This is a genomic window from Rhodococcus antarcticus (assembly GCF_026153295.1).
GTDB classification, from domain to species: Bacteria; Actinomycetota; Actinomycetes; order Mycobacteriales; family Mycobacteriaceae; genus Rhodococcus_D; species Rhodococcus_D antarcticus.
Window position 1 is genome coordinate 1812220 of record NZ_CP110615.1, and the last position, 17145, is coordinate 1829364.

19 protein-coding genes and 1 tRNA gene are annotated in these 17145 nt (G+C 73.0%); 9 read left to right on the forward strand and 11 right to left on the reverse strand.

All coding sequences use genetic code 11. From position 1 onward, the window contains the following. Window positions 1-68: 68 nt before the first annotated feature. From RHODO2019_RS08710 to RHODO2019_RS08725, 4 genes are read left to right on the forward strand one after another with little or no spacing between them, the layout of a single operon-like run. On the forward strand, window positions 69-338 hold the full coding sequence (locus RHODO2019_RS08710) for a hypothetical protein (protein WP_265384561.1): 270 nt from the start codon (window positions 69-71) through the stop codon (window positions 336-338). Then, window positions 338-919, forward strand: coding sequence for a ferric reductase-like transmembrane domain-containing protein (locus tag RHODO2019_RS08715; RefSeq protein ID WP_265384562.1), 582 nt, complete (start codon window positions 338-340; stop codon window positions 917-919). Before RHODO2019_RS08710 ends, RHODO2019_RS08715 begins: the two co-directional genes overlap by 1 nt. Next, on the forward strand, window positions 916-2154 hold the full coding sequence (locus tag RHODO2019_RS08720) for an NADH-ubiquinone oxidoreductase-F iron-sulfur binding region domain-containing protein (protein WP_265384563.1): 1239 nt from the start codon (window positions 916-918) through the stop codon (window positions 2152-2154). Before RHODO2019_RS08715 ends, RHODO2019_RS08720 begins: the two co-directional genes overlap by 4 nt. Then, window positions 2151-2381 (forward strand): ferredoxin, encoded by a 231-nt coding sequence (locus RHODO2019_RS08725; protein WP_265384564.1) that lies wholly within the window; start codon window positions 2151-2153, stop codon window positions 2379-2381. Before RHODO2019_RS08720 ends, RHODO2019_RS08725 begins: the two co-directional genes overlap by 4 nt. A 29-nt stretch (window positions 2382-2410) precedes the next feature. Here RHODO2019_RS08725 and RHODO2019_RS08730 read toward each other — a convergent pair whose 3' ends face one another. Next, on the reverse strand, window positions 2411-2806 hold the full coding sequence (locus RHODO2019_RS08730; RefSeq protein WP_265384565.1) for a DUF5313 family protein: 396 nt from the start codon (window positions 2804-2806) through the stop codon (window positions 2411-2413). A gap of 118 nt (window positions 2807-2924) precedes the next feature. Here RHODO2019_RS08730 and RHODO2019_RS08735 point away from each other — a divergent pair, with 118 nt between their 5' ends. Next, window positions 2925-3605, forward strand: coding sequence for a class I SAM-dependent methyltransferase (locus RHODO2019_RS08735; protein WP_265384566.1), 681 nt, complete (start codon window positions 2925-2927; stop codon window positions 3603-3605). An 88-nt stretch (window positions 3606-3693) separates the two neighbouring features. On the opposite strand, the gene RHODO2019_RS08740 is transcribed toward RHODO2019_RS08735, so the two are convergent. Together RHODO2019_RS08740 and RHODO2019_RS08745 are read right to left on the reverse strand one after the other, a co-directional pair. Then, window positions 3694-4464, reverse strand: a complete 771-nt coding sequence (locus RHODO2019_RS08740) for a GntR family transcriptional regulator (RefSeq protein ID WP_265384567.1) — start codon at window positions 4462-4464, stop codon at window positions 3694-3696. A 315-nt stretch (window positions 4465-4779) separates the two neighbouring features. Beyond that, window positions 4780-4938: a hypothetical protein gene (locus RHODO2019_RS08745; RefSeq protein ID WP_265384568.1), complete on the reverse strand. Its 159-nt coding sequence runs from the start codon at window positions 4936-4938 to the stop codon at window positions 4780-4782. Window positions 4939-5046: 108 nt separating this feature from the next. Here RHODO2019_RS08745 and RHODO2019_RS08750 point away from each other — a divergent pair, with 108 nt between their 5' ends. Both RHODO2019_RS08750 and RHODO2019_RS08755 read left to right on the forward strand, forming a co-directional pair. Beyond that, on the forward strand, window positions 5047-7236 hold the full coding sequence (locus tag RHODO2019_RS08750; protein ID WP_265384569.1) for a malate synthase G: 2190 nt from the start codon (window positions 5047-5049) through the stop codon (window positions 7234-7236). Beyond that, window positions 7233-7664 carry a GlcG/HbpS family heme-binding protein gene (locus RHODO2019_RS08755; protein WP_265384570.1) on the forward strand — a complete coding sequence of 144 codons (432 nt, stop codon included), beginning with the start codon at window positions 7233-7235 and terminating at the stop codon, window positions 7662-7664. Before RHODO2019_RS08750 ends, RHODO2019_RS08755 begins: the two co-directional genes overlap by 4 nt. A gap of 454 nt (window positions 7665-8118) precedes the next feature. On the opposite strand, the gene RHODO2019_RS08760 is transcribed toward RHODO2019_RS08755, so the two are convergent. Together RHODO2019_RS08760 and RHODO2019_RS08765 are read right to left on the reverse strand one after the other, a co-directional pair. Then, window positions 8119-8631, reverse strand: a complete 513-nt coding sequence (locus RHODO2019_RS08760; protein ID WP_265384571.1) for a uracil-DNA glycosylase family protein — start codon at window positions 8629-8631, stop codon at window positions 8119-8121. A gap of 371 nt (window positions 8632-9002) precedes the next feature. Continuing rightward, window positions 9003-9076, reverse strand: a tRNA-Pro gene (locus RHODO2019_RS08765). A 170-nt stretch (window positions 9077-9246) separates the two neighbouring features. Between RHODO2019_RS08765 and RHODO2019_RS08770 the strand changes: the two genes are divergently transcribed. After that, window positions 9247-10422 carry an acyl-CoA dehydrogenase family protein gene (locus RHODO2019_RS08770; RefSeq protein ID WP_265384572.1) on the forward strand — a complete coding sequence of 392 codons (1176 nt, stop codon included), beginning with the start codon at window positions 9247-9249 and terminating at the stop codon, window positions 10420-10422. A 7-nt stretch (window positions 10423-10429) separates the two neighbouring features. Beyond that, on the forward strand, window positions 10430-11563 hold the full coding sequence (locus tag RHODO2019_RS08775) for an acyl-CoA dehydrogenase family protein (protein WP_265384573.1): 1134 nt from the start codon (window positions 10430-10432) through the stop codon (window positions 11561-11563). Window positions 11564-11630: 67 nt separating this feature from the next. Here RHODO2019_RS08775 and der read toward each other — a convergent pair whose 3' ends face one another. The 6 genes from der to RHODO2019_RS08805 are packed head-to-tail and all read right to left on the reverse strand — an operon-like array spanning window position 11631 to window position 17003. Beyond that, window positions 11631-13061, reverse strand: a complete 1431-nt coding sequence (der, locus tag RHODO2019_RS08780) for a ribosome biogenesis GTPase Der (RefSeq protein ID WP_265384574.1) — start codon at window positions 13059-13061, stop codon at window positions 11631-11633. Continuing rightward, window positions 13058-13708 carry a (d)CMP kinase gene (gene cmk, locus RHODO2019_RS08785; protein WP_435532213.1) on the reverse strand — a complete coding sequence of 217 codons (651 nt, stop codon included), beginning with the start codon at window positions 13706-13708 and terminating at the stop codon, window positions 13058-13060. Before cmk ends, der begins: the two co-directional genes overlap by 4 nt. Before the next feature lie 50 nt (window positions 13709-13758). Beyond that, complete coding sequence (locus RHODO2019_RS08790; RefSeq protein WP_265384576.1) at window positions 13759-14673, reverse strand: pseudouridine synthase; 915 nt, start codon at window positions 14671-14673, stop codon at window positions 13759-13761. Next, entirely contained in the window at window positions 14666-15247 is a 582-nt protein-coding gene (scpB, locus tag RHODO2019_RS08795; RefSeq protein WP_265384696.1) for an SMC-Scp complex subunit ScpB, read from the reverse strand. Before scpB ends, RHODO2019_RS08790 begins: the two co-directional genes overlap by 8 nt. A gap of 35 nt (window positions 15248-15282) precedes the next feature. Next, the gene (locus RHODO2019_RS08800) at window positions 15283-16137 is read right to left on the reverse strand and encodes a segregation and condensation protein A (RefSeq protein WP_265384577.1); all 855 of its coding nucleotides are present in this window, start codon (window positions 16135-16137) and stop codon (window positions 15283-15285) included. Further along, a complete protein-coding gene (locus tag RHODO2019_RS08805) occupies window positions 16134-17003 on the reverse strand; it encodes a ParA family protein (protein WP_265384697.1) in 870 nt (289 codons plus the stop codon). Before RHODO2019_RS08805 ends, RHODO2019_RS08800 begins: the two co-directional genes overlap by 4 nt. Between the last annotated feature and the right edge of the window lie 142 nt (window positions 17004-17145).

The window sequence follows — 17145 nt, forward strand, 5'->3', positions numbered from 1 at the left end:
TCCTCAGCACCACCACAGCGCCGAGGCCGACACTCGTGCTCAGCGTCGTCGAGCCGAGGAGGACCCGGATGAACCACCCCGAGCACGGACGGCGCCGCGCCGCGCTCACCACGCGGGGCCTCGTCGTCGCGAGCGTCGCCGCCACGGCCGGCCTGACCAGCTTCGTGCTCGCCGGCACCCACGCCTCGGCGACGGCGGGCACGAGCACCGTCCCCGGTGCCCCGACCACCGCCCCCTCGGCGAGGACCGCACCGGGGGCGACCACCGTGGCGCCGGCACCGCTCGTGGCTCCCGGTCGGCAGGCCGACCCCACCCACGCGACCACGGCCGGCAGCTGATGTCGGAGGCGTTGTGGGCGCTGGGCCGTGGTGCGGGGACGGTGACCCTGGTGCTCATGACCATCTCGGTGCTGCTGGGCGTCCTGACCCGCTCCGGCCGACCGGCTCTGGGCCTGCCCCGGTTCGCGGTCGCCCGGGTGCACCGCGACGCCGGCCTGCTCGTCGTGGCCATGCTGACGATCCACGTGGTGTCGCTGTTCCTCGACCCTTACGCACAGCTGCACCTGGTCGACGTGGTGGTGCCGTTCCTGGCCCGCTACAGCCCGTTCTGGCAGGGTCTGGGCACCGTTGGTCTCGACCTGCTCCTCGCCGTCGTCGTCACCAGCCTGCTCCGCCGCCGCATCGGCCTGCGCACCTGGAGGGGCGTGCACTGGGCCACCTACGCCCTCTGGCCCGTCGCCGTCGCGCACGGGCTCGGGAACGGCACCGACGCCTTCACCACGTGGTTCCTCGCCGTCACGGGGATCTGCGTGCTCAGCGTGGTCGCCGCCCTCACCTGGCGGGTGCAGACCGGTTTCGTCGAGCACCGGCGCCACCGGGTCGAGCCGCTCGCCCCCCGCGTTCCCGAGCGGGCCCGATGACCACCAGCACCGCCCCGGTGGGGGTCACCCCGGTCCGGGGGCGCTCCCCCACGGCCAGGCTGCTCGCAGCCCCCGCCGCCGACCTCGCTGCCCACGTCACCACGCACGGTCCGCTGCCCGTCCTGGGCGGACCGCAGCTGGTCGCCCTGCTGGAGGCGTCCGGGCTCGCCGGGCGGGGCGGGGCCGGGTTCCCCACCTGGCGCAAGCTCGCCGACGTCCCCGCCACCGCGACCGGGAGCACCGTCGTCGTCGCCAACGGGGCCGAGGGTGAACCCGCCAGCAGCAAGGACGCCGTGCTGCTGGCCGACGCCCCGCACCTGGTCCTCGACGGGCTCGTGCTCGCAGGCACGGCCCTCGGTGCCCGCGAGCTGCACCTCTACGCCGGCGCCCACGCCCTGCACGCGGTGCGGACAGCACTGACCGAGCGACCCGGGCTCCGGGTGACCCTGACCGAGGCACCCGACACCTTCATCTCCGGGGAGGAGTCCGCCGTGGTGCGGGCCCTGGCCGGTGGGCCGGCCGTGCCCCACGACCGCACCACCCGCATCACCCGCAGGGGCCTCGGCGGGGCTCCCACGCTGGTGCAGAACGTCGAGACCCTCGCCCACCTGGCGCTCGCCGCCCGACACGGTGCCGCGTGGTTCCGGACCGTGGGTCCTACCGACGACCCCGGTACCCGCCTGGTCACCCTCTCCGGCGACGTGGCCCACCCCGGGGTGCTCGAGGTGGCCTCCGGCACCAACCTCGCCGCGCTGCTCCGCGACGCCGGCACCGATCCCACCACGGTCCGCGCCGTCCTCGTCGGCGGGTACCACGGCGCGTGGGTCCCCGGCCCCGAGCTCTCGCGCACCGAGCTGTCGGTCGCCTCGCTGCACCGGTTCGGGGCCACCCCCGGAGCCGGGGTCGTGCACGTGCTCGGCGTCCACCGCTGCGGGCTCACCGCCGCCGCGGAGATCGCCACCTGGCTCGGGGAGCAGTCCGCCCGCCAGTGCGGGCCCTGCGTCAACGGCCTGCCCACCATGGCCGCCACCCTCACCCGGCTCGCGCGCCGCAGCCCCGACCCGGAGCTCCCCCGCGAGATCACCCGCCTCGCCGCACTGGTCACCGGGCGCGGCTCCTGCCGTCATCCCGACGGCACCGCCCGCATGGTGGCCAGCACCCTGCGCGCCTTCGGCCACGACGTCAGCCTGCACCGGCAGGGTCGCTGCGAGGCCACCCCGGGGCAGCGCCGATGAGTGCACGCCGCACCAGCACGACCCGCCTGCACGTCGACTGGACCCGGTGCGACGGTCGGGGCCTCTGCACCGAGCTGCTGCCCCGCGTCCTCACCCGTGACCAGTGGGGCTATCCCCTGCCCCGCGACGGCGGGCGCGAGCCTGCCCTGCACCGTGCCGAGCTCACCGACGCCCGCGAGGCCGTCGACCTCTGCCCCCGACTCGCGCTGAGCCTGCTCGCCGACTGAGCCCGACGGCGCCGGCGACGGGCTCGGAGTCAGCGCCCGGGGCGCTGCGGCAGGTAGGTGGCCTCGTAGGCGTCGCGGTCGGCGATCCGGGTGGCCTGCGCCTTGGCCGACTCGAGATCACCCGGCAGCCCGTGCGCCTGCAGCCGACGCACACGGTTCTGCTCCATGTAGATCACGGCGTAGGTCAGGCTGAGCAGCAGGGCCAGCAGGAAGGACAGGAACGCCAGCCAGAACGGACCCGGCAGCAGCAGGAGCAGCACGAACACCGGGACGTAGATCACCTGGCTCCGGAGGAGGTGCCGCACGAAGGCGTGCGGCCCCACCAGGTCGTTGCGGACCCAGTCGACCATCGACGCGGGAAGCCGCCGCCCGTAGGCGTACGCGATCCACCGCACCGGACCGGGCCTGCTCGCGCCGTGCGCCACGTCCGTCTCCCTCGTTCTCGTCGGCCCCCTTCGTGTCCGTACAATACGACGGGAGAGATCGGCCGGGCAGAGCAGCTGGTCCTACCTCGCCGCGGCCGTGCCCGAGTATCGTCCGCAGGTGTTCGACGGAAGGGCGGAACCGGTGGTGACCCTCTGGGACGAGCACGTGCTGCCCCGGTTGACCTACCGGCTGCTGAGCAGCAGAGACGTCACGCGGCGCCGGCGACAAGCCGTGGTGGGGCTGCGCGGACACGTCGTCGAGATCGGGTTCGGCGCGGGTCCCAACGTGCCCCACTACCCCGCTGCCGTGACCGCCGTCTCCGCCGTGGAGCCCTCCGTCGTCGCCCGCAGGCTGGCGGCAGGGCGCATCGCGGCCTCGTCCGTGGCGATCAGCCTCGTCGGCCTGGACGGGCAGGACCTGCCGCTGGCCGACGCCTCCTGCGACAGCGCGCTGAGCACCTTCACCCTGTGCACCGTGCCCGACCCGGACCGGGCGCTGCGCGAGCTCCGCCGGGTCCTGCGGCCGGGCGGCGTGCTGCACGTCCTGGAGCACGGGCTCTCCCCGGACCCCCGGACGGCCCGCTGGCAGCACCGCCTCGACCCGCTCGAGCAGGCCCTCGTCGGCGGCTGCCACCTGGTCCGACCCGTCGAGGACATGCTGACCCGCGCCGGCTTCACCCTGGACCGGGTGAGCACCCACGAGCTGCGCGGACCCCGGGTGTCCCGGCCCTGGGGACACCTCACCGTCGCCCACGCCCGCAGCCCAGCAGCACCCGTCGATCCCGAGGAGTCCCCGTGACCACCGGGGACCAGTGCTCGCGCGCCACGGCCTGCCCGCCCCCTGCTGGAACGCGATCCTGTCCGGGCGGGCGTGAGGGGTCCCGTGCTCAGCCGCCGGCGGCCGTGTTGAGGGAGTAGCCCTGCGGGGACCACTCCGCGACCAGGGAGAAGGCGCCGGCCCGGACGAGGGAGCGACGGTGCTCCACCGTGCTCCGGCGCGTCCGGCCGGTGCGCTCGATGGCGAAGCACGCCTCGTGCCGCGGCACGGTCAGCTGCGTGCGCTCCGCGGCGGTGGGGACCACCGCGGAGATCCGTTCGCGACCCTGGGTGATGTGCACGGCGCAGCGGGTGGCGAGCTCGTCGTAGAGGGCGGCATGGGTGAAGTCCGCCTCCATCAGGGGGCTCGCGAGCGCCCAGGGCAGCCACACCTGGTCGTGGGCCAGGGGCGCTCCGTCGGCGCACCGGATCCGCTCGAGGTGGAACAGCTCCGCGTCGTCCGGGAGGCCGAGGGCCACGGCGGACTCAGGCCGCACGGCCCTCTCCTGGGCCAGCACGATGCTCTGCTGGGTCATGCCCTGCTCCTCCACCTGCCGGAACAGGCTGTAGATGCTGCCCAGCGGCTGGACGATGGGCGTGCGGCGAACGGTGGTGCCCCGCCCCCGGGAGGAGTCCAGGACCCCCTCCTCGCGCAAGTGGCGCAGCGCCTCGCGCACGGTGTGGCGGGAGACGTCGTACTCGGCGACCAGCTCCATCTCGCCCGGGAACGCGTCGTGGAAGGCGCCGGCCCGCAGCCTGCGGCGCAGCTCGTCGAGCAGCTGGGCCCAGAGTGGGAGCGCGCTGCCGCGGTCGAGGGGCGCCGGACCGGTCGAGCGGGCCATGGTTCTCCGGACACTCGGCAAGTGTTGTCTTGTTGACCGTACAGGCTGCCGTGACCACCGGCCGGCCGGGCGCCACTTCAGCGGTCGGGTTCCGCACTCGACGGTGAGCCCGGCGGCGACGACCTCGGCGGAGCCGGCGGCGATGCACCGGGCGGCGACCGGTGCGGTCGAGGATGCTCGCCCCGGTCGAGGCCCGGGAGCCGGACTGGCAGTGCACCCGCCCCTCGCCGTCGAGCACCTCGCCGATCCGGTCGACCAGCTCCGGGAGGGGGATGTCCAGCGCCTCGGGGAGTTGCTCGCCGGCGAGCTCGTCGGTCAGCGGGACGGGCACGCCCAGTCAGCCCGACCGAGGCCTGCGGCCTCCGCCGGGCCCACGTGGGCGGAGCAGGTCGGGTAGCCGGCCAGGTCGGCCACGAGGTCGGCGACGAGGGTGTGGCGGCGACCTGCACCGGCCCTGGGTATGTGTACGGTCATTCGGACATTATCGGGTTGACACGATCGGTGATCTCCACGAGAGTTTCATTATCTAGGCCGACCGTTCCGCATCATGGAGTTTGGCTACGATCCATCGAATGGAGTGACATGGAGCAGCGTGTTCAGGTCGGCGGGCTCAGCGTCGCCGAGGTGTTGCACCGGTTCGTCGAGCAGGAGGCCCTCCCCGGCACGGGGTTGGAACCGGCCGCCTTCTGGGACGGTCTCGCCGGCATCATCGACGACCTGGCCCCGCGCAACGCCGCACTGCTGGCCCGGCGCGAGGAGATCCAGGGCTCGCTGGACCGCTGGCACCGTGAGCACCCCGGCACGCCCGATCCCGCGGCGTACGCCGCGTTCCTGCGCGAGCTCGGCTACCTGCTCGACGAGCCGGCCGACGTCACCGTCACCACCTCCGACGTCGACGACGAGGTCGCGCGCACCGCCGGGCCGCAGCTGGTGGTGCCGCTGCTCAACGCGCGCTTCGCCACCAACGCCGTCAACGCCCGCTGGGGCTCGCTCTACGACGCCCTCTACGGAACCGACGTCATCCCCCGCGAGGGCGACCTCGCCCCGGGCGAGGGCTACAACACGGTCCGCGGCGACGAGGCCGTCCGCCAGGGCCGGGCCTTCCTCGACGAGCACTTCCCGCTCGTCTCCGGGTCGCACGCCGGCGCCACCGGCTACGCGGTGGACGACGAGGGCGTCGCCGTCATCGTCGACGGCGCGGTGCACCGGCTCGCCGACCCCACCCAGCTGGTCGGCTTCCGAGGTCCGCGGGACAACCCCGAGGCCGTCCTGCTGGTCCACCACCAGCTGCACGTGGAGATCCAGGTCGACCCGCAGGACCCGATCGGCCGGACCGACGCAGCGGGGGTCAAGGACCTGCTGCTCGAGTCCGCCGTGTCCACGATCATGGACCTCGAGGACTCGGTCGCCGCCGTCGACGCCGAGGACAAGGTGCTCGGCTACCGCAACTGGAAGCGGCTGATGGACGGCACCCTGGCCGAGGAGGTGACCAAGGGGGGGAAGACGTTCACCCGGGCGATGAACCCCGACCGGACCTACTCGACGGTCTCCGGGCAGGACGTGACCCTGCGGGGTCGCTCGCTGCTGTTCATCCGCCAGGTCGGCCACCTGATGACCACCGACGCGGTGCTCGACCGCAACGGCGACGAGGTGCCCGAGGGCATCCTCGACGCGGTGATGACCGCGCTCGGCAGCGTCGGGGACCTGCGGGGGGAGTCGACGCTGGCCAACTCCACCCAGGGCTCGATGTACGTGGTCAAGCCCAAGATGCACGGCCCCGAGGAGGTCGCCTTCGCCGTCGAGCTGTTCGGCCGGGTCGAGGAGCTGCTCGGCCTGCCGCGGCTGACGATCAAGGTCGGCATCATGGACGAGGAGCGTCGGACGACGCTCAACCTCAAGGCCTGCATCAACGAGGCCCGCGAGCGCCTCGCCTTCATCAACACCGGCTTCCTCGACCGCACCGGCGACGAGATCCACACCTCGATGCAGGCCGGCCCGGTGGTCCGGAAGAACGACATGAGGTCGGAGACCTGGATCTCGGCCTACGAGGACCTCAACGTCGACATCGGGCTGGAGTGCGGGCTGCTCGGTCACGCGCAGATCGGCAAGGGCATGTGGGCTGCGCCCGACAGCCTCGCCGCGATGCTCGAGGCGAAGATCGGCCACCCGAGGGCCGGTGCGAGCTGCGCCTGGGTGCCCTCCCCCACCGCCGCCACCGTGCACGCGCTGCACTACCACCAGGTCGACGTGCGGGCCCGCCAGGAGGAGCTGCTGGCCGGCGGCCGGCGGCGCGGCCGGGAGGACCTGCTGCAGGTGCCCCTGGGCAATCCCGCCGACTGGTCCGACGAGGACCGCCAGGACGAGATCCAGAACAACCTGCAGAGCCTGCTCGGCTACGTGGTCCGCTGGGTCGACGACGGTATCGGCTGCTCCAAGGTCCCCGACATCACCGGCGAGCCGCTGATGGAGGACCGCGCCACCTGCCGCATCTCCGCGCAGCACGTCGCCAACTGGATGCACCACGGCGTGGTCAGCGCCGAGCAGGTCGAGCAGACCCTGCGCCGGATGGCCGCGGTCGTCGACGAGCAGAACGCCGGGGACCCCTCCTACACACCGATGTCGCCCGGCTTCGACGGGGAGGCGTTCGCCGCCGCCCACGACCTCGTCTTCGAGGGCCTGAGCCAGCCCAGCGGCTACACCGAGCCGATCCTCCACCGCCGCAGGGCCGTCCAGAAGTCCTCCACCACAGCGAAGAAGGAGACCGCCTCGTGAGCACCCTCGACCTCAAGACCGCCCGGACCGTCATCGCGGCCGCACGCACGCACGGCCGCAGCGCCGAGCTGAAGCCGCTGACCGTCGTCGTGCTCGACGCCGGGGGTCACGTCGTCGCGGCCGAGCGGGAGGACGGCGCGTCGATCAAGCGGTTCGAGATCGCCGTCGGCAAGGCCCACGGCGCCCTCGCGCTGGGGATGGGCTCGCGGGCGATCATGGCCCGCGCGGAGCAGCAGGCGTTCTTCGTCGCCGCGGTCACCGCGGCCGTGGGCGGCTCGCTGATCCCCGTGCCCGGCGGTGTCCTGGTCCGCGACGGCGCGGGCACGCTGCTCGGTGCCGTCGGGGTCACCGGTGACACGTCCGACCACGACGAGGCCGCGGCCGTGGCCGGCATCGAGGCCGCCGGGCTCACCGCCCAGGTCGACTGACCGCGACAAGGCTGGTTCGACCGCTCACCGCTCAGGATGAGCTGGTGCAGCACGACGACGGCGCCCCGCGGTCGGGCATCCCCGTCCCGGGTGGGAATGAGCGCGGAGGACGCACCTGTCGCTCGACCCGCTGTGGTCTTCTCCTCGACCGGGGGTCGTTCCCGCTGGTGCTGCAACCGAGCTCGCACGGGGAGGCCTTGCCCGAGCGGGACGCCGTGACCCTGACCCCGGCCAGCCCGGGGCCCAGGTCAGCGGTCGCAGCACCGACGTCGAGGAGGCGCTGAGCCAGCTGTCCGCACCCGGTGACGCCGCGGTCCGGGCACTCGTCGCCCTCGGCGCCCCGCTCGAGGACGCCCGAACCGTGCCGAGGGCCTGCGGACCGCCGTGCGGCAGGGGTCCACCGAGGACATCACCACTGCGGTGCAGTCGATGATCGCCCCGCGGGCGGCCGGCGTCAGTCCCGGTCGAGCCCCACGGGGTACGCATAGGCCCGGGCCTCGGCGAACGCCTCGCGGATGTCGTCGCGCTGACCGTTGTTGGTGCGCAGCGGGCTCCGCGACTTGACCACCTTGATGTTGGTGCCGACCGCCTTCACCACCTCCTGGGCCACGCTCCCCACCGCGATGATGACGAACAGCCGATCGTGCAGGGCGACGGCGCGCTTGACGTACGCGCGGGCCTTGGCCTTGTCCTGCACCGTGTCCGCCCGTTCCAGGCCGACGGGAATCGCGTTCCACCAGGAGTACATGCCGGGCTCGAGCCCTGCCCCGTCCAGGATGCCGGCCCACTTGCCTGTCCCGGCGTCGTCGGGGGCGCCGATGTTGTCGCCGTGGGGAAACGCCTTCCCACCCTGCTCGACCACCAGGATGCGGGCACGGAGTGCGTCGAGGGCGTTGTACGTGTACGCGATCCCACCGGGGTAGTCGTCGACGGCCGTGGCGGCCAAGGCGTTGATCAGCTCAGACATGGCCCCAGCCTGCCACCCGGCGCCCTGCGCACCTGCCACCGCGATGAGCTGGTCCCGCACACCTAGCACCCTCCAGACCGCGGACACGGTGTCAGTGGTCGCTCCCGCGTCGTCGAACGGTCCGCTCGCGCCGGTGAGCCCGTCGGGCCCCGACAGCCCCCGCCCGCGATCCGGGGACCACCGCCCACAGGGAAGTCGCCTCGACGGCCGGGGTGGGAACGAAAAGTTCTCCCCCGTGCACGGCGGAAATCTGTCGAGAAGCTCGACGCCCAGCGGCCCCGAGACCATCCGGACGGCCCCAGACATGGGAAGACCCGAGGGCGGACACCACATGACGTGGCGCTCACCCTCGGGTTCCTCGACAGCTTCTGTCGGGCTGACAGGATTTGAACCTGCGACCCCTTGACCCCCAGTCAAGTGCGCTACCAAGCTGCGCCACAGCCCGAGAACGCCCGTCTCCAGGCGCTCGCAGAGGTTACCCCAGCGTTCTCCCCGGGGACGAACCGCCTGGTCAGTGTCGGAACCCCGCCCTGGCCACGCCACGGCGCCCCGCGTGTGGGATCGTCGTGCGTACTGACGTCGGACGGCCGTGGTGGCCGTCAGGAAGAGAGAGTCATGCAGCTGGAGCTGTCCCCCGAGGACCAGACGTTCCGGGACGAGATGCGCCTGTTCTTCACCACCAAGGTCCCGCAGTCCATCCGCGACACCGTCGCGGCCCGGCACGAGGTCAAGAAGGACCAGCTGGTGGAGACCCAGCGGATCCTGAACGACGCCGGCCTCGCCGTGCCGCACTGGCCCGCGGAGTGGGGCGGCCGGGGCTGGACCCCGCTGCAGCGCCACATCTGGCACGAGGAGATGCAGCTGGCCTGCGTCCCCGCGCCGCTGGCGTTCAACGCCACCATGGTCGGACCCGTCATCGCGGCGTTCGGCAACGAGGAGCAGAAGAAGCGCTTCCTGCCCGCGACGGCGAACCTCGACATCTGGTGGTGCCAGGGCTTCTCCGAGCCCGAGGCCGGCTCCGACCTGGCCTCGCTGCGCACCACCGCCGTCCGCGACGGGGACGACTGGATCGTCAACGGCCAGAAGACGTGGACCACGCTCGGCCAGCACGCCGACTGGATCTTCTGCCTGGTCCGTACGGACCCGGGCGCGGCCAAGCGTCAGCGCGGCATCTCCTTCCTCGTCTTCCCCATGGACTCCCCCGGTGTCTCGCTGCGACCGATCGAGCTGATCGACGGTGGCCACGAGGTCAACGAGGTGTTCTTCACCGACGTGCGCGTGCCGGCCGAGAACCTCATCGGCGAGGAGAACAAGGGCTGGGACTACGCCAAGTTCCTGCTCGGCAACGAGCGGGTCGGCGTCGCCCCCGTGGGCTGGACCAAGCGCCTCATCGCCCAGGCCAAGCAGCACGCGGCCGAGGTCACCTCTGACGGCGTGCCGCTCCTGGAGGACCCGCGCATGGCGGCCCGCATCGCCGAGCTGGAGAACGACCTGCTGGCCCTGGAGCTCACCGCGCTGCGCGTGGTCGCCAACTCCACCGACGGCAAGCCGCACCCCGCGTCCTCCGTGCTCAAGCTCCGCGGCACGGAGCTGCAGCAGGCCGCGACCGAGCTGGTCGTCGACATCGCGGGGCCGGACTCGGTGGCCTCGTTCGCCGGGGAGGGCTCCGACGTGCCCGACTGGGCGCGGGTGGCCACCCCGTCCTACCTGAACTTCCGCAAGGCCTCCATCTACGGCGGATCCAACGAGGTGCAGCGCACCATCATCGCCGGCTCGATCCTGGGATTGTGAGCTGACCATGGACTTCAACCACGATTCCGAGCAGAACGCCCTCCGTGAGGCCGTTGCTGCCCTGCTGAACCGCTCCTACGGCGACGACCAGCGTCGCAGCGTCACCGCCACCGAGCCGGGCTTCGACGAGAAGACCTGGGCGCAGCTCGCCGAGATGGGCGTGCTCGGCCTGCCGTTCGCCGAGGCGGACGGGGGCATGGGCGCCGGACCGGTCGAGGTGGCCCTGGTGGCCGGCGAGATCGGCAAGGTGCTCGCCCCCGAGCCCTTCGTCGAGACCGTGGTGCTCGCCGGCGGGCTCGTCGCCGACGTCGGCACCGCCACCCAGCGCGCGGAGGTCCTCGGTGCGATCGCCGAGGGCACCTCCGTCGTCGTGCTGGCGCACGCCGAGCCCAAGGTCCGCTGGAGCGCCTCGGCGCACGGCGTCACCGCCACGCCGGCCGGCGACGGCTGGACGCTGACCGGTGTCAAGGAGCCGGTCCAGCACGGCGCCCGCGCGAACCTGCTCGTGGTCAGCGCGGTCGTCGACGGAACCACCCGGCTGTTCATGGTGGCCGGCGATGCCGAGGGCCTCACCCGCACCGGGTACCGCACGCACGACTCCGGCCGGGCCGCGAAGATCGACCTCGCCGGCACTCCTGCCACCCTGCTCGGTGAGGGTGACGACGACCGGACCGGCGCCATCGCGCTCGCCCTGGCCCGCGCCCAGATCGCCTACTGCCACGAGGCGGTGGGTGCGATGGACACGGCGCTGACCATGACGAGCGAGTACCTCAAGGCGCGCAAGCAGTTCGGCGTCACGCTGAACAAGTTCCAGGCGCTGACCTTCCGGGCGGCCGACATGTACGTCTCGCTCGAGCTCGTCCGCAGCGTGGCGCTGTGGGCGACCATGGTGCTCGAGGCCGGCGGCGACGTGCTCGCGGCGGCCGACCGTGCGAGTCTGCAGACGTCCAAGGCCGGTCGCCACATCGGCAAGGAGGCCATCCAGCTGCACGGCGGCATCGGCATGACCGCGGAGTACAAGGTGGGCCACTACACCAGCCGACTCACCGCGCTGGACCACCTGCTCGGCGACGGTGACCGCGCCCTCGGCCACCTGGCGAAGGGCGTCGGCAGCTACGAGACGGTCGAGGCCCTGCGCTGATCGTCACGGCGTGAACGACAGGGGAGCCCCCGACCGCACCTGCGGTCGGGGGCTCCCTGCTCGGGACCTACTTCTTGCGCTCGCGCTTCTCCCGCACCCGCACGTTCACCCGCACCGGGGACCCGGTGAAGTCGAAGGTCTCGCGCAGCCGACGCTCGAGGAACCGCCGGTAGCCGGCCTCGAGGAACCCGGTGGTGAACAGCACGAACGTCGGCGGACGTGTCGCGGCCTGCGTCGCGAACAGCACCCGGGGCAGCCGCCCCCCACGCATGGGCGGCGGCGTGGCGGACACCACCTCGGTCAGCCAGGTGTTGAGCTGGCCGGTCGGGATGCGCTTGTCCCACGACGCGAGCGAGGTGCGCAGCGCCGGCACGAGCTTGGCCACGCTGCGGCCGGTGTGGGCGGAGATGTTCACGCGCTGCGCCCACGGCACCCGGGCCAGGTCGCGGTCGATCTCCTTCTCGAGCTGGTAGCGGCGGTCCTCGTCGACCAGGTCCCACTTGTTGAACGCGAGCACCAGCGCGCGGCCGGCGTCGGCGACCATGCCCAGCACCCGCAGGTCCTGCTCGCTGATCACCTCGGAGGCGTCGATGAGCAGGACGGCGACCTCGGCGGCCTCGATGGCCGAGCGGGTGCGCAGCGAGGCGTAGAACTCGGCGCCCGAGGCGTGGCTGACCCGCTTGCGCAGCCCCGCGGTGTCCACGAAGCGCCACACCTCGCCGCCGAGCTCCACGAGGGAGTCCACCGGGTCGACCGTTGTGCCGGCGACGTCGTGGACCACGGAGCGCTCGTCGCCGGAGAGCCGGTTGATCAGGCTGGACTTGCCGACGTTCGGCTTGCCCACCAGGGCCACCCGTCGCGGTCCGCCACCGGTGTCGTCCTTCTCGCGCGGGGTGTGCGGCAGTGCGGCGAGCACCTCGTCGAGCAGGTCACCGGTGCCGCGGCCGTGGGTGGCGCTCACCGAGTACGGCTGGCCCAGGCCCAGCGACCACAGCGCGGCGGCCTCGGCCTCGGCCCGCTCGTCGTCGACCTTGTTGGCGGCCAGCAGCACGGGGATCTTGCCGCGGCGCAGCACCTTGGCCACCGCGTAGTCGGTGGCCGTCGCACCGACGACGGCGTCCACCACGAGCAGCACCACGTCGGCCTGCTTCATGGCCAGCTCGGCCTGCGCGGCCACGGACTTCTGCAGGCCGCGGGCGTCGGGCTCCCAGCCACCGGTGTCCTGCACGGTGAAGCGTCGCCCGTTCCAGTTGGCGTCGTAGGACACCCGGTCGCGGGTCACCCCGGGCACGTCCTGCACCACGGCCTCGCGGCGACCGATGATGCGGTTGACCAGGGTGGACTTGCCCACGTTGGGCCGGCCCACCACGGCCAGCACGGGGACGTTCTCGGCGGGACCCTCGTCCTCGGCGAGCAGCTCCTCGCCGGCGTTCTCCCAGTCGCTCTCGTCGAGCCAGATGCCGTCGCCGGACACCACGTCGTGGTCGTTCTCGCTCACTGCCGCACTCCTTCCACCTGCTGGACCAGGGCGTGCAGGCGGTCCAGCACCCCGTCCAGGTCGATCTCCGAGGTGTCGACGGTCACGGCGTCGTCGGCCGGGCGCAGCGGTGAGGCCACACGGGTGGAGTCCAGGTGGTCCCGGCGCTGCACGTCGGCCAGGACGGCGGCCCGGTCGGCGCTGCCGTCCTGGTCGGCGCGACGGGCGGCCCGGGCCTGCGCCGAGGCGGTCAGGTACACCTTGAGGTCCGCCGCCGGCAGCACCACGGTGCCGATGTCGCGGCCCTCGACGACGATCCGTCCGGCCTGCTCCACCAGCGCGCGCTGGGCCGCGACCAGCCGCTCGCGCACGGCGGGCACCGCGGACACGGCGGAGACCGCCCCGGTGACGGCCGCACCGCGGATCTCGACCCGCACGTCCTCCCCGGCCAGCTCGACGAGCTCGTGGGTGGGGTCGGTGCCGATCACCAGCGGCAGCTCGCGCGTGGCGTGGTCGACGGCACCGGCGTCGGTGAGGTCGACCCCGGCCCGCAGCGCGTGGAGCGTGGCCACCCGGTACATCGCGCCGGTGTCCAGGTAGGCCGCCCCGAGGGAGCCGGCCAGCCGGCGCGCCGCGCTCGACTTGCCGGTGCCCGAGGGGCCGTCCATGGCGATGACCAGCGGCGCGTCGGTGCTCACGAGGTGGCGTGGCGGGAGGGTCACAGGTCCACCGCCGCGTACAGGCTGGCGACCTCGCCGCGGTTGAGCACCCGGATGGAACCGGGGCGCTGCTCGCCGAGCTTGAGCGGGCCGATATCGGTGCGGACGAGCTTGCGCACCGGGTGACCGACCTCCTCGAGCAGGCGCCGCACCACGTGCTTGCGGCCCTCGTGCAGCACGAGCTTGACCAGCGCCTCGCCCTCCCACACGTCGACCACGCCGAAGCTGTCGACCTTGACGATGCCGTCCTCGAGCTGGACGCCGGCGCGCAGCCGCTTGCCCAGGTCCCGCGGGATCGGCGCGTCCACCGTGGCCAGGTAGGTCTTGGGCACCTCGTAGGAAGGGTGCATGAGCCGGTGGGCCAGGTCGCCGTCGTTGGTCAGCATCAGCAGGCCCTCGGTGTCGGCGTCGAGACGGCCGACGTGGAACAGCCGCTGACCGGCCGCCACGCGCTCGGCCACCAGGTCGCCCACACAGGGACGGCCCAGGTCGTCGCTCATCGTGGAGTGCATGCCCTTGGGCTTGTTCAGCGCCAGGTGCACCAGGTCCTGGGTGATGACGATGCGCTCGCCGTCCACCTTGACCACCGCGGTCTCCGGGTCGACCCGACGGCCCTGCTCGCGCACGACCTTGCCGTCCACCTCCACGCGGCCCTCGTCGATGAGCTCCTCGGAGGCACGGCGGGAGGCGATGCCGGCCTGGGCCAGCACCTTCTGCAGCCGCACCCCCTCGGCGTTCGCGGGGTTGGCGCTGCCCGTGCGCGGCGCCCGGGCGGGCTTCGCCCCGTCACCCTCGGAGGCGGGCTTGGTCGGTGACGGCGAGTTCCGCCAGTCCTTGTCCGGGCGGGGGCGCTCGCGCCGGGCCTTCTCCGCGGCCCGGAACCGGTTGCCGGCGGGCGTCTTCTTGTCAGGCATTCTCGTCCATGTCGATCAGGTCCACCTCGGGCAGGAGCGGGGCCAGCGAGGGCAGGTCCGCCAGTGACGACAACCCGAGGCGCTCCAGGAACAGCTCGGTCGTCGAGTACAGGGTCGCGTGGGTGTCGGGGTCGCTGCCGGCCTCCGCGAGCAGGCCGCGAGCCAGCAGCGTGCGCACCACACCGTCCACGTTCACGCCGCGCACCGCAGCGATGCGGGCACGCGTGACGGGTTGACGGTAGGCCACCACGGCCAGTGTCTCCAACGCGGCCCTGGTCAGGCGGCTGCGGACCCCGTCCAGCAGCAGCTTCTCGACGTAGGGCGCGTGCACGTCGCGGGTGGTCATCCGCCACCCGTCCCCCACCCGGCGGAGGTCGATCCCGCTGCCCCGGGCGGTGTAGCCGACGCTGAGGCGCTCGAGCCCGGACCGCACCCGCGCGACCGGCTGGTCGACCGCGCCGGCCAGCACCTCCTCGCCCACCGGGGCGTCCACCACGAGCATGAGGGCCTCCAGCGCGGCGTCGAGCTCGGTGTCGGCGTGCAGGTCGGGCACCGGCGTCGGCTGCAGCTCCAGCTCGGCGGGCCCGGCGACGTCCGCCGGCCCCTCGCTCACGCCCACTCCTCGTCCGCCACCGCACCCGACACCGCCACCGCACCCGACACCGCCACGGCGCCGGCGTCGCCGCTCACCCGCACCCGGAGAGGGGCCAGCGCCTCCGCCTGGTCGAGGTCGATCGCGGCGTCGCGGAACAGCTCGAGCAGGGCCAGGAACCGTGCGACCACCTCGACGGTGCGAGCGCAGTCGGCCACCAGCTCGGCGAACGACGTCCACTCCCCCGCCGCCCGGTTCCGCAGCGCGGCGAGCACCACCTGCGCCTGCTCGGCGACCGACACCCGCGGGGCGTGCAGGTGGGCCAGGCTCACCTGCGGCGGGGGCGGGGCCGGCCGGAACACCGCGGCGGCAACCTCGGCGAAGCGCTGCACGTCGACCCCGAGCAGCACCTCGGGCAGCAGCGCGGCGAACCGGGCCTCCAGGGACACCGAGCGCGGGTAGCGGTGCAGCGCCGCTGCCTCGAGCTCGGTGAACAGCGTCGCCACCTGCTGGTAGGCCCGGTGCTGCAGCAGCCGGGCGAACAGCAGGTCCCGGGCCTCGAGCAGGGCGAGGTCCTCGGCGTCCTCCACCTCACCCTGCGGCAGCAGCCGCGCGGCCTTGAGGTCGAGCAGGGTCGCCGCGACCACCAGGAACTCGGTGGTCTCCTCCAGGCCCACCGAGTCGCCCATCGCCCGCATGTGTGCCACGAAGTCGTCGGTCACCTGGTGCAGCGCCACCTCGGTGACGTCCAGGCGCCGCGAGCTGATGAGCTGGAGCAGCAGGTCGAACGGTCCCTCGAAGTTGCGCAGCCGCACCGGGAAGCCGGTGTGGGTCCGCTCGTCCTGCGCCTGGGCCGCGACCTGGACGGTCACCGCGCGATGACCTCGCGGGCCAGCGCCCGGTAGGCCGTGGCGCCCGCCGACTTCGGCGCCCAGGTGATGATCGACTCTCCCGCCACCGAGGTCTCGGGGAACTTGACGGTGCGGTTGATGACGGTGTCGTACACCGTGTCGCCGAACACCTCGACCACCCGGGCCATCACCTCGCGGGCGTGCAGGGTTCGGGCGTCGAACATCGTCACCAGGATCCCGGCCAGGCGCAGCCGTGGGTTCAGCCGGTCGCGCACCTTCTCCAGGGTGTCGTTGAGCAGCGCGAGCCCACGCAGGCTGAAGTACTCGCACTCCATCGGGATGATCACGGCGTCAGCGCAGGTCAGGGCGTTGACGGTGAGCAGGCCGAGCGAGGGCTGGCAGTCGATGAGCACGTAGTCGTAGCGGTCGAGCACGGGGTGCAGGACCCGCCCGAGGGTCTGCTCGCGGCCCACCTCGGTGACGAGCTGGATCTCCGCGGCGGAGAGGTCGATGTTGCTGGGCAGCAGGTCCATGCCGTCGACGTGGGTGCGCATGAGCACGTCGTCGATTGAGACCTTCCGCTCGACCAGCAGGTTGTGCACCGTGAGCTCGAGCTCGTGGTGGGCGACCCCGAGACCCGCGGAGAGCGCACCCTGCGGGTCGAGGTCCACCAGCAGCACGCGCCGACCGGCCTCCGCCAGCGCCGCGCCGAGGTTGATGGTCGACGTGGTCTTGCCGACGCCGCCCTTCTGGTTGCACATGGCGATGACCCGGGCCGGGCCGTGGCTGGTGAGCACGGGCGGTTCGGGCACCGGGCGGGGGGCGCGGCCGGTGGGGCCCAAGCCGTCGGCGTCGACCGGGGGTGCGGGCACCTGCGGTGTCGGCAGGCCCTCGAGCGCGCCCTGGCCGCCCGAGGATCCCGACGCGGACGGCGGGGCTGACGACACGTGGGTGCCTCTCTGCTGGGTGCTCGTGCGGTACGGCGGGAACGTCACGAGGGTGCTGGTGTCGAGACTAGGAGTCCGCCCG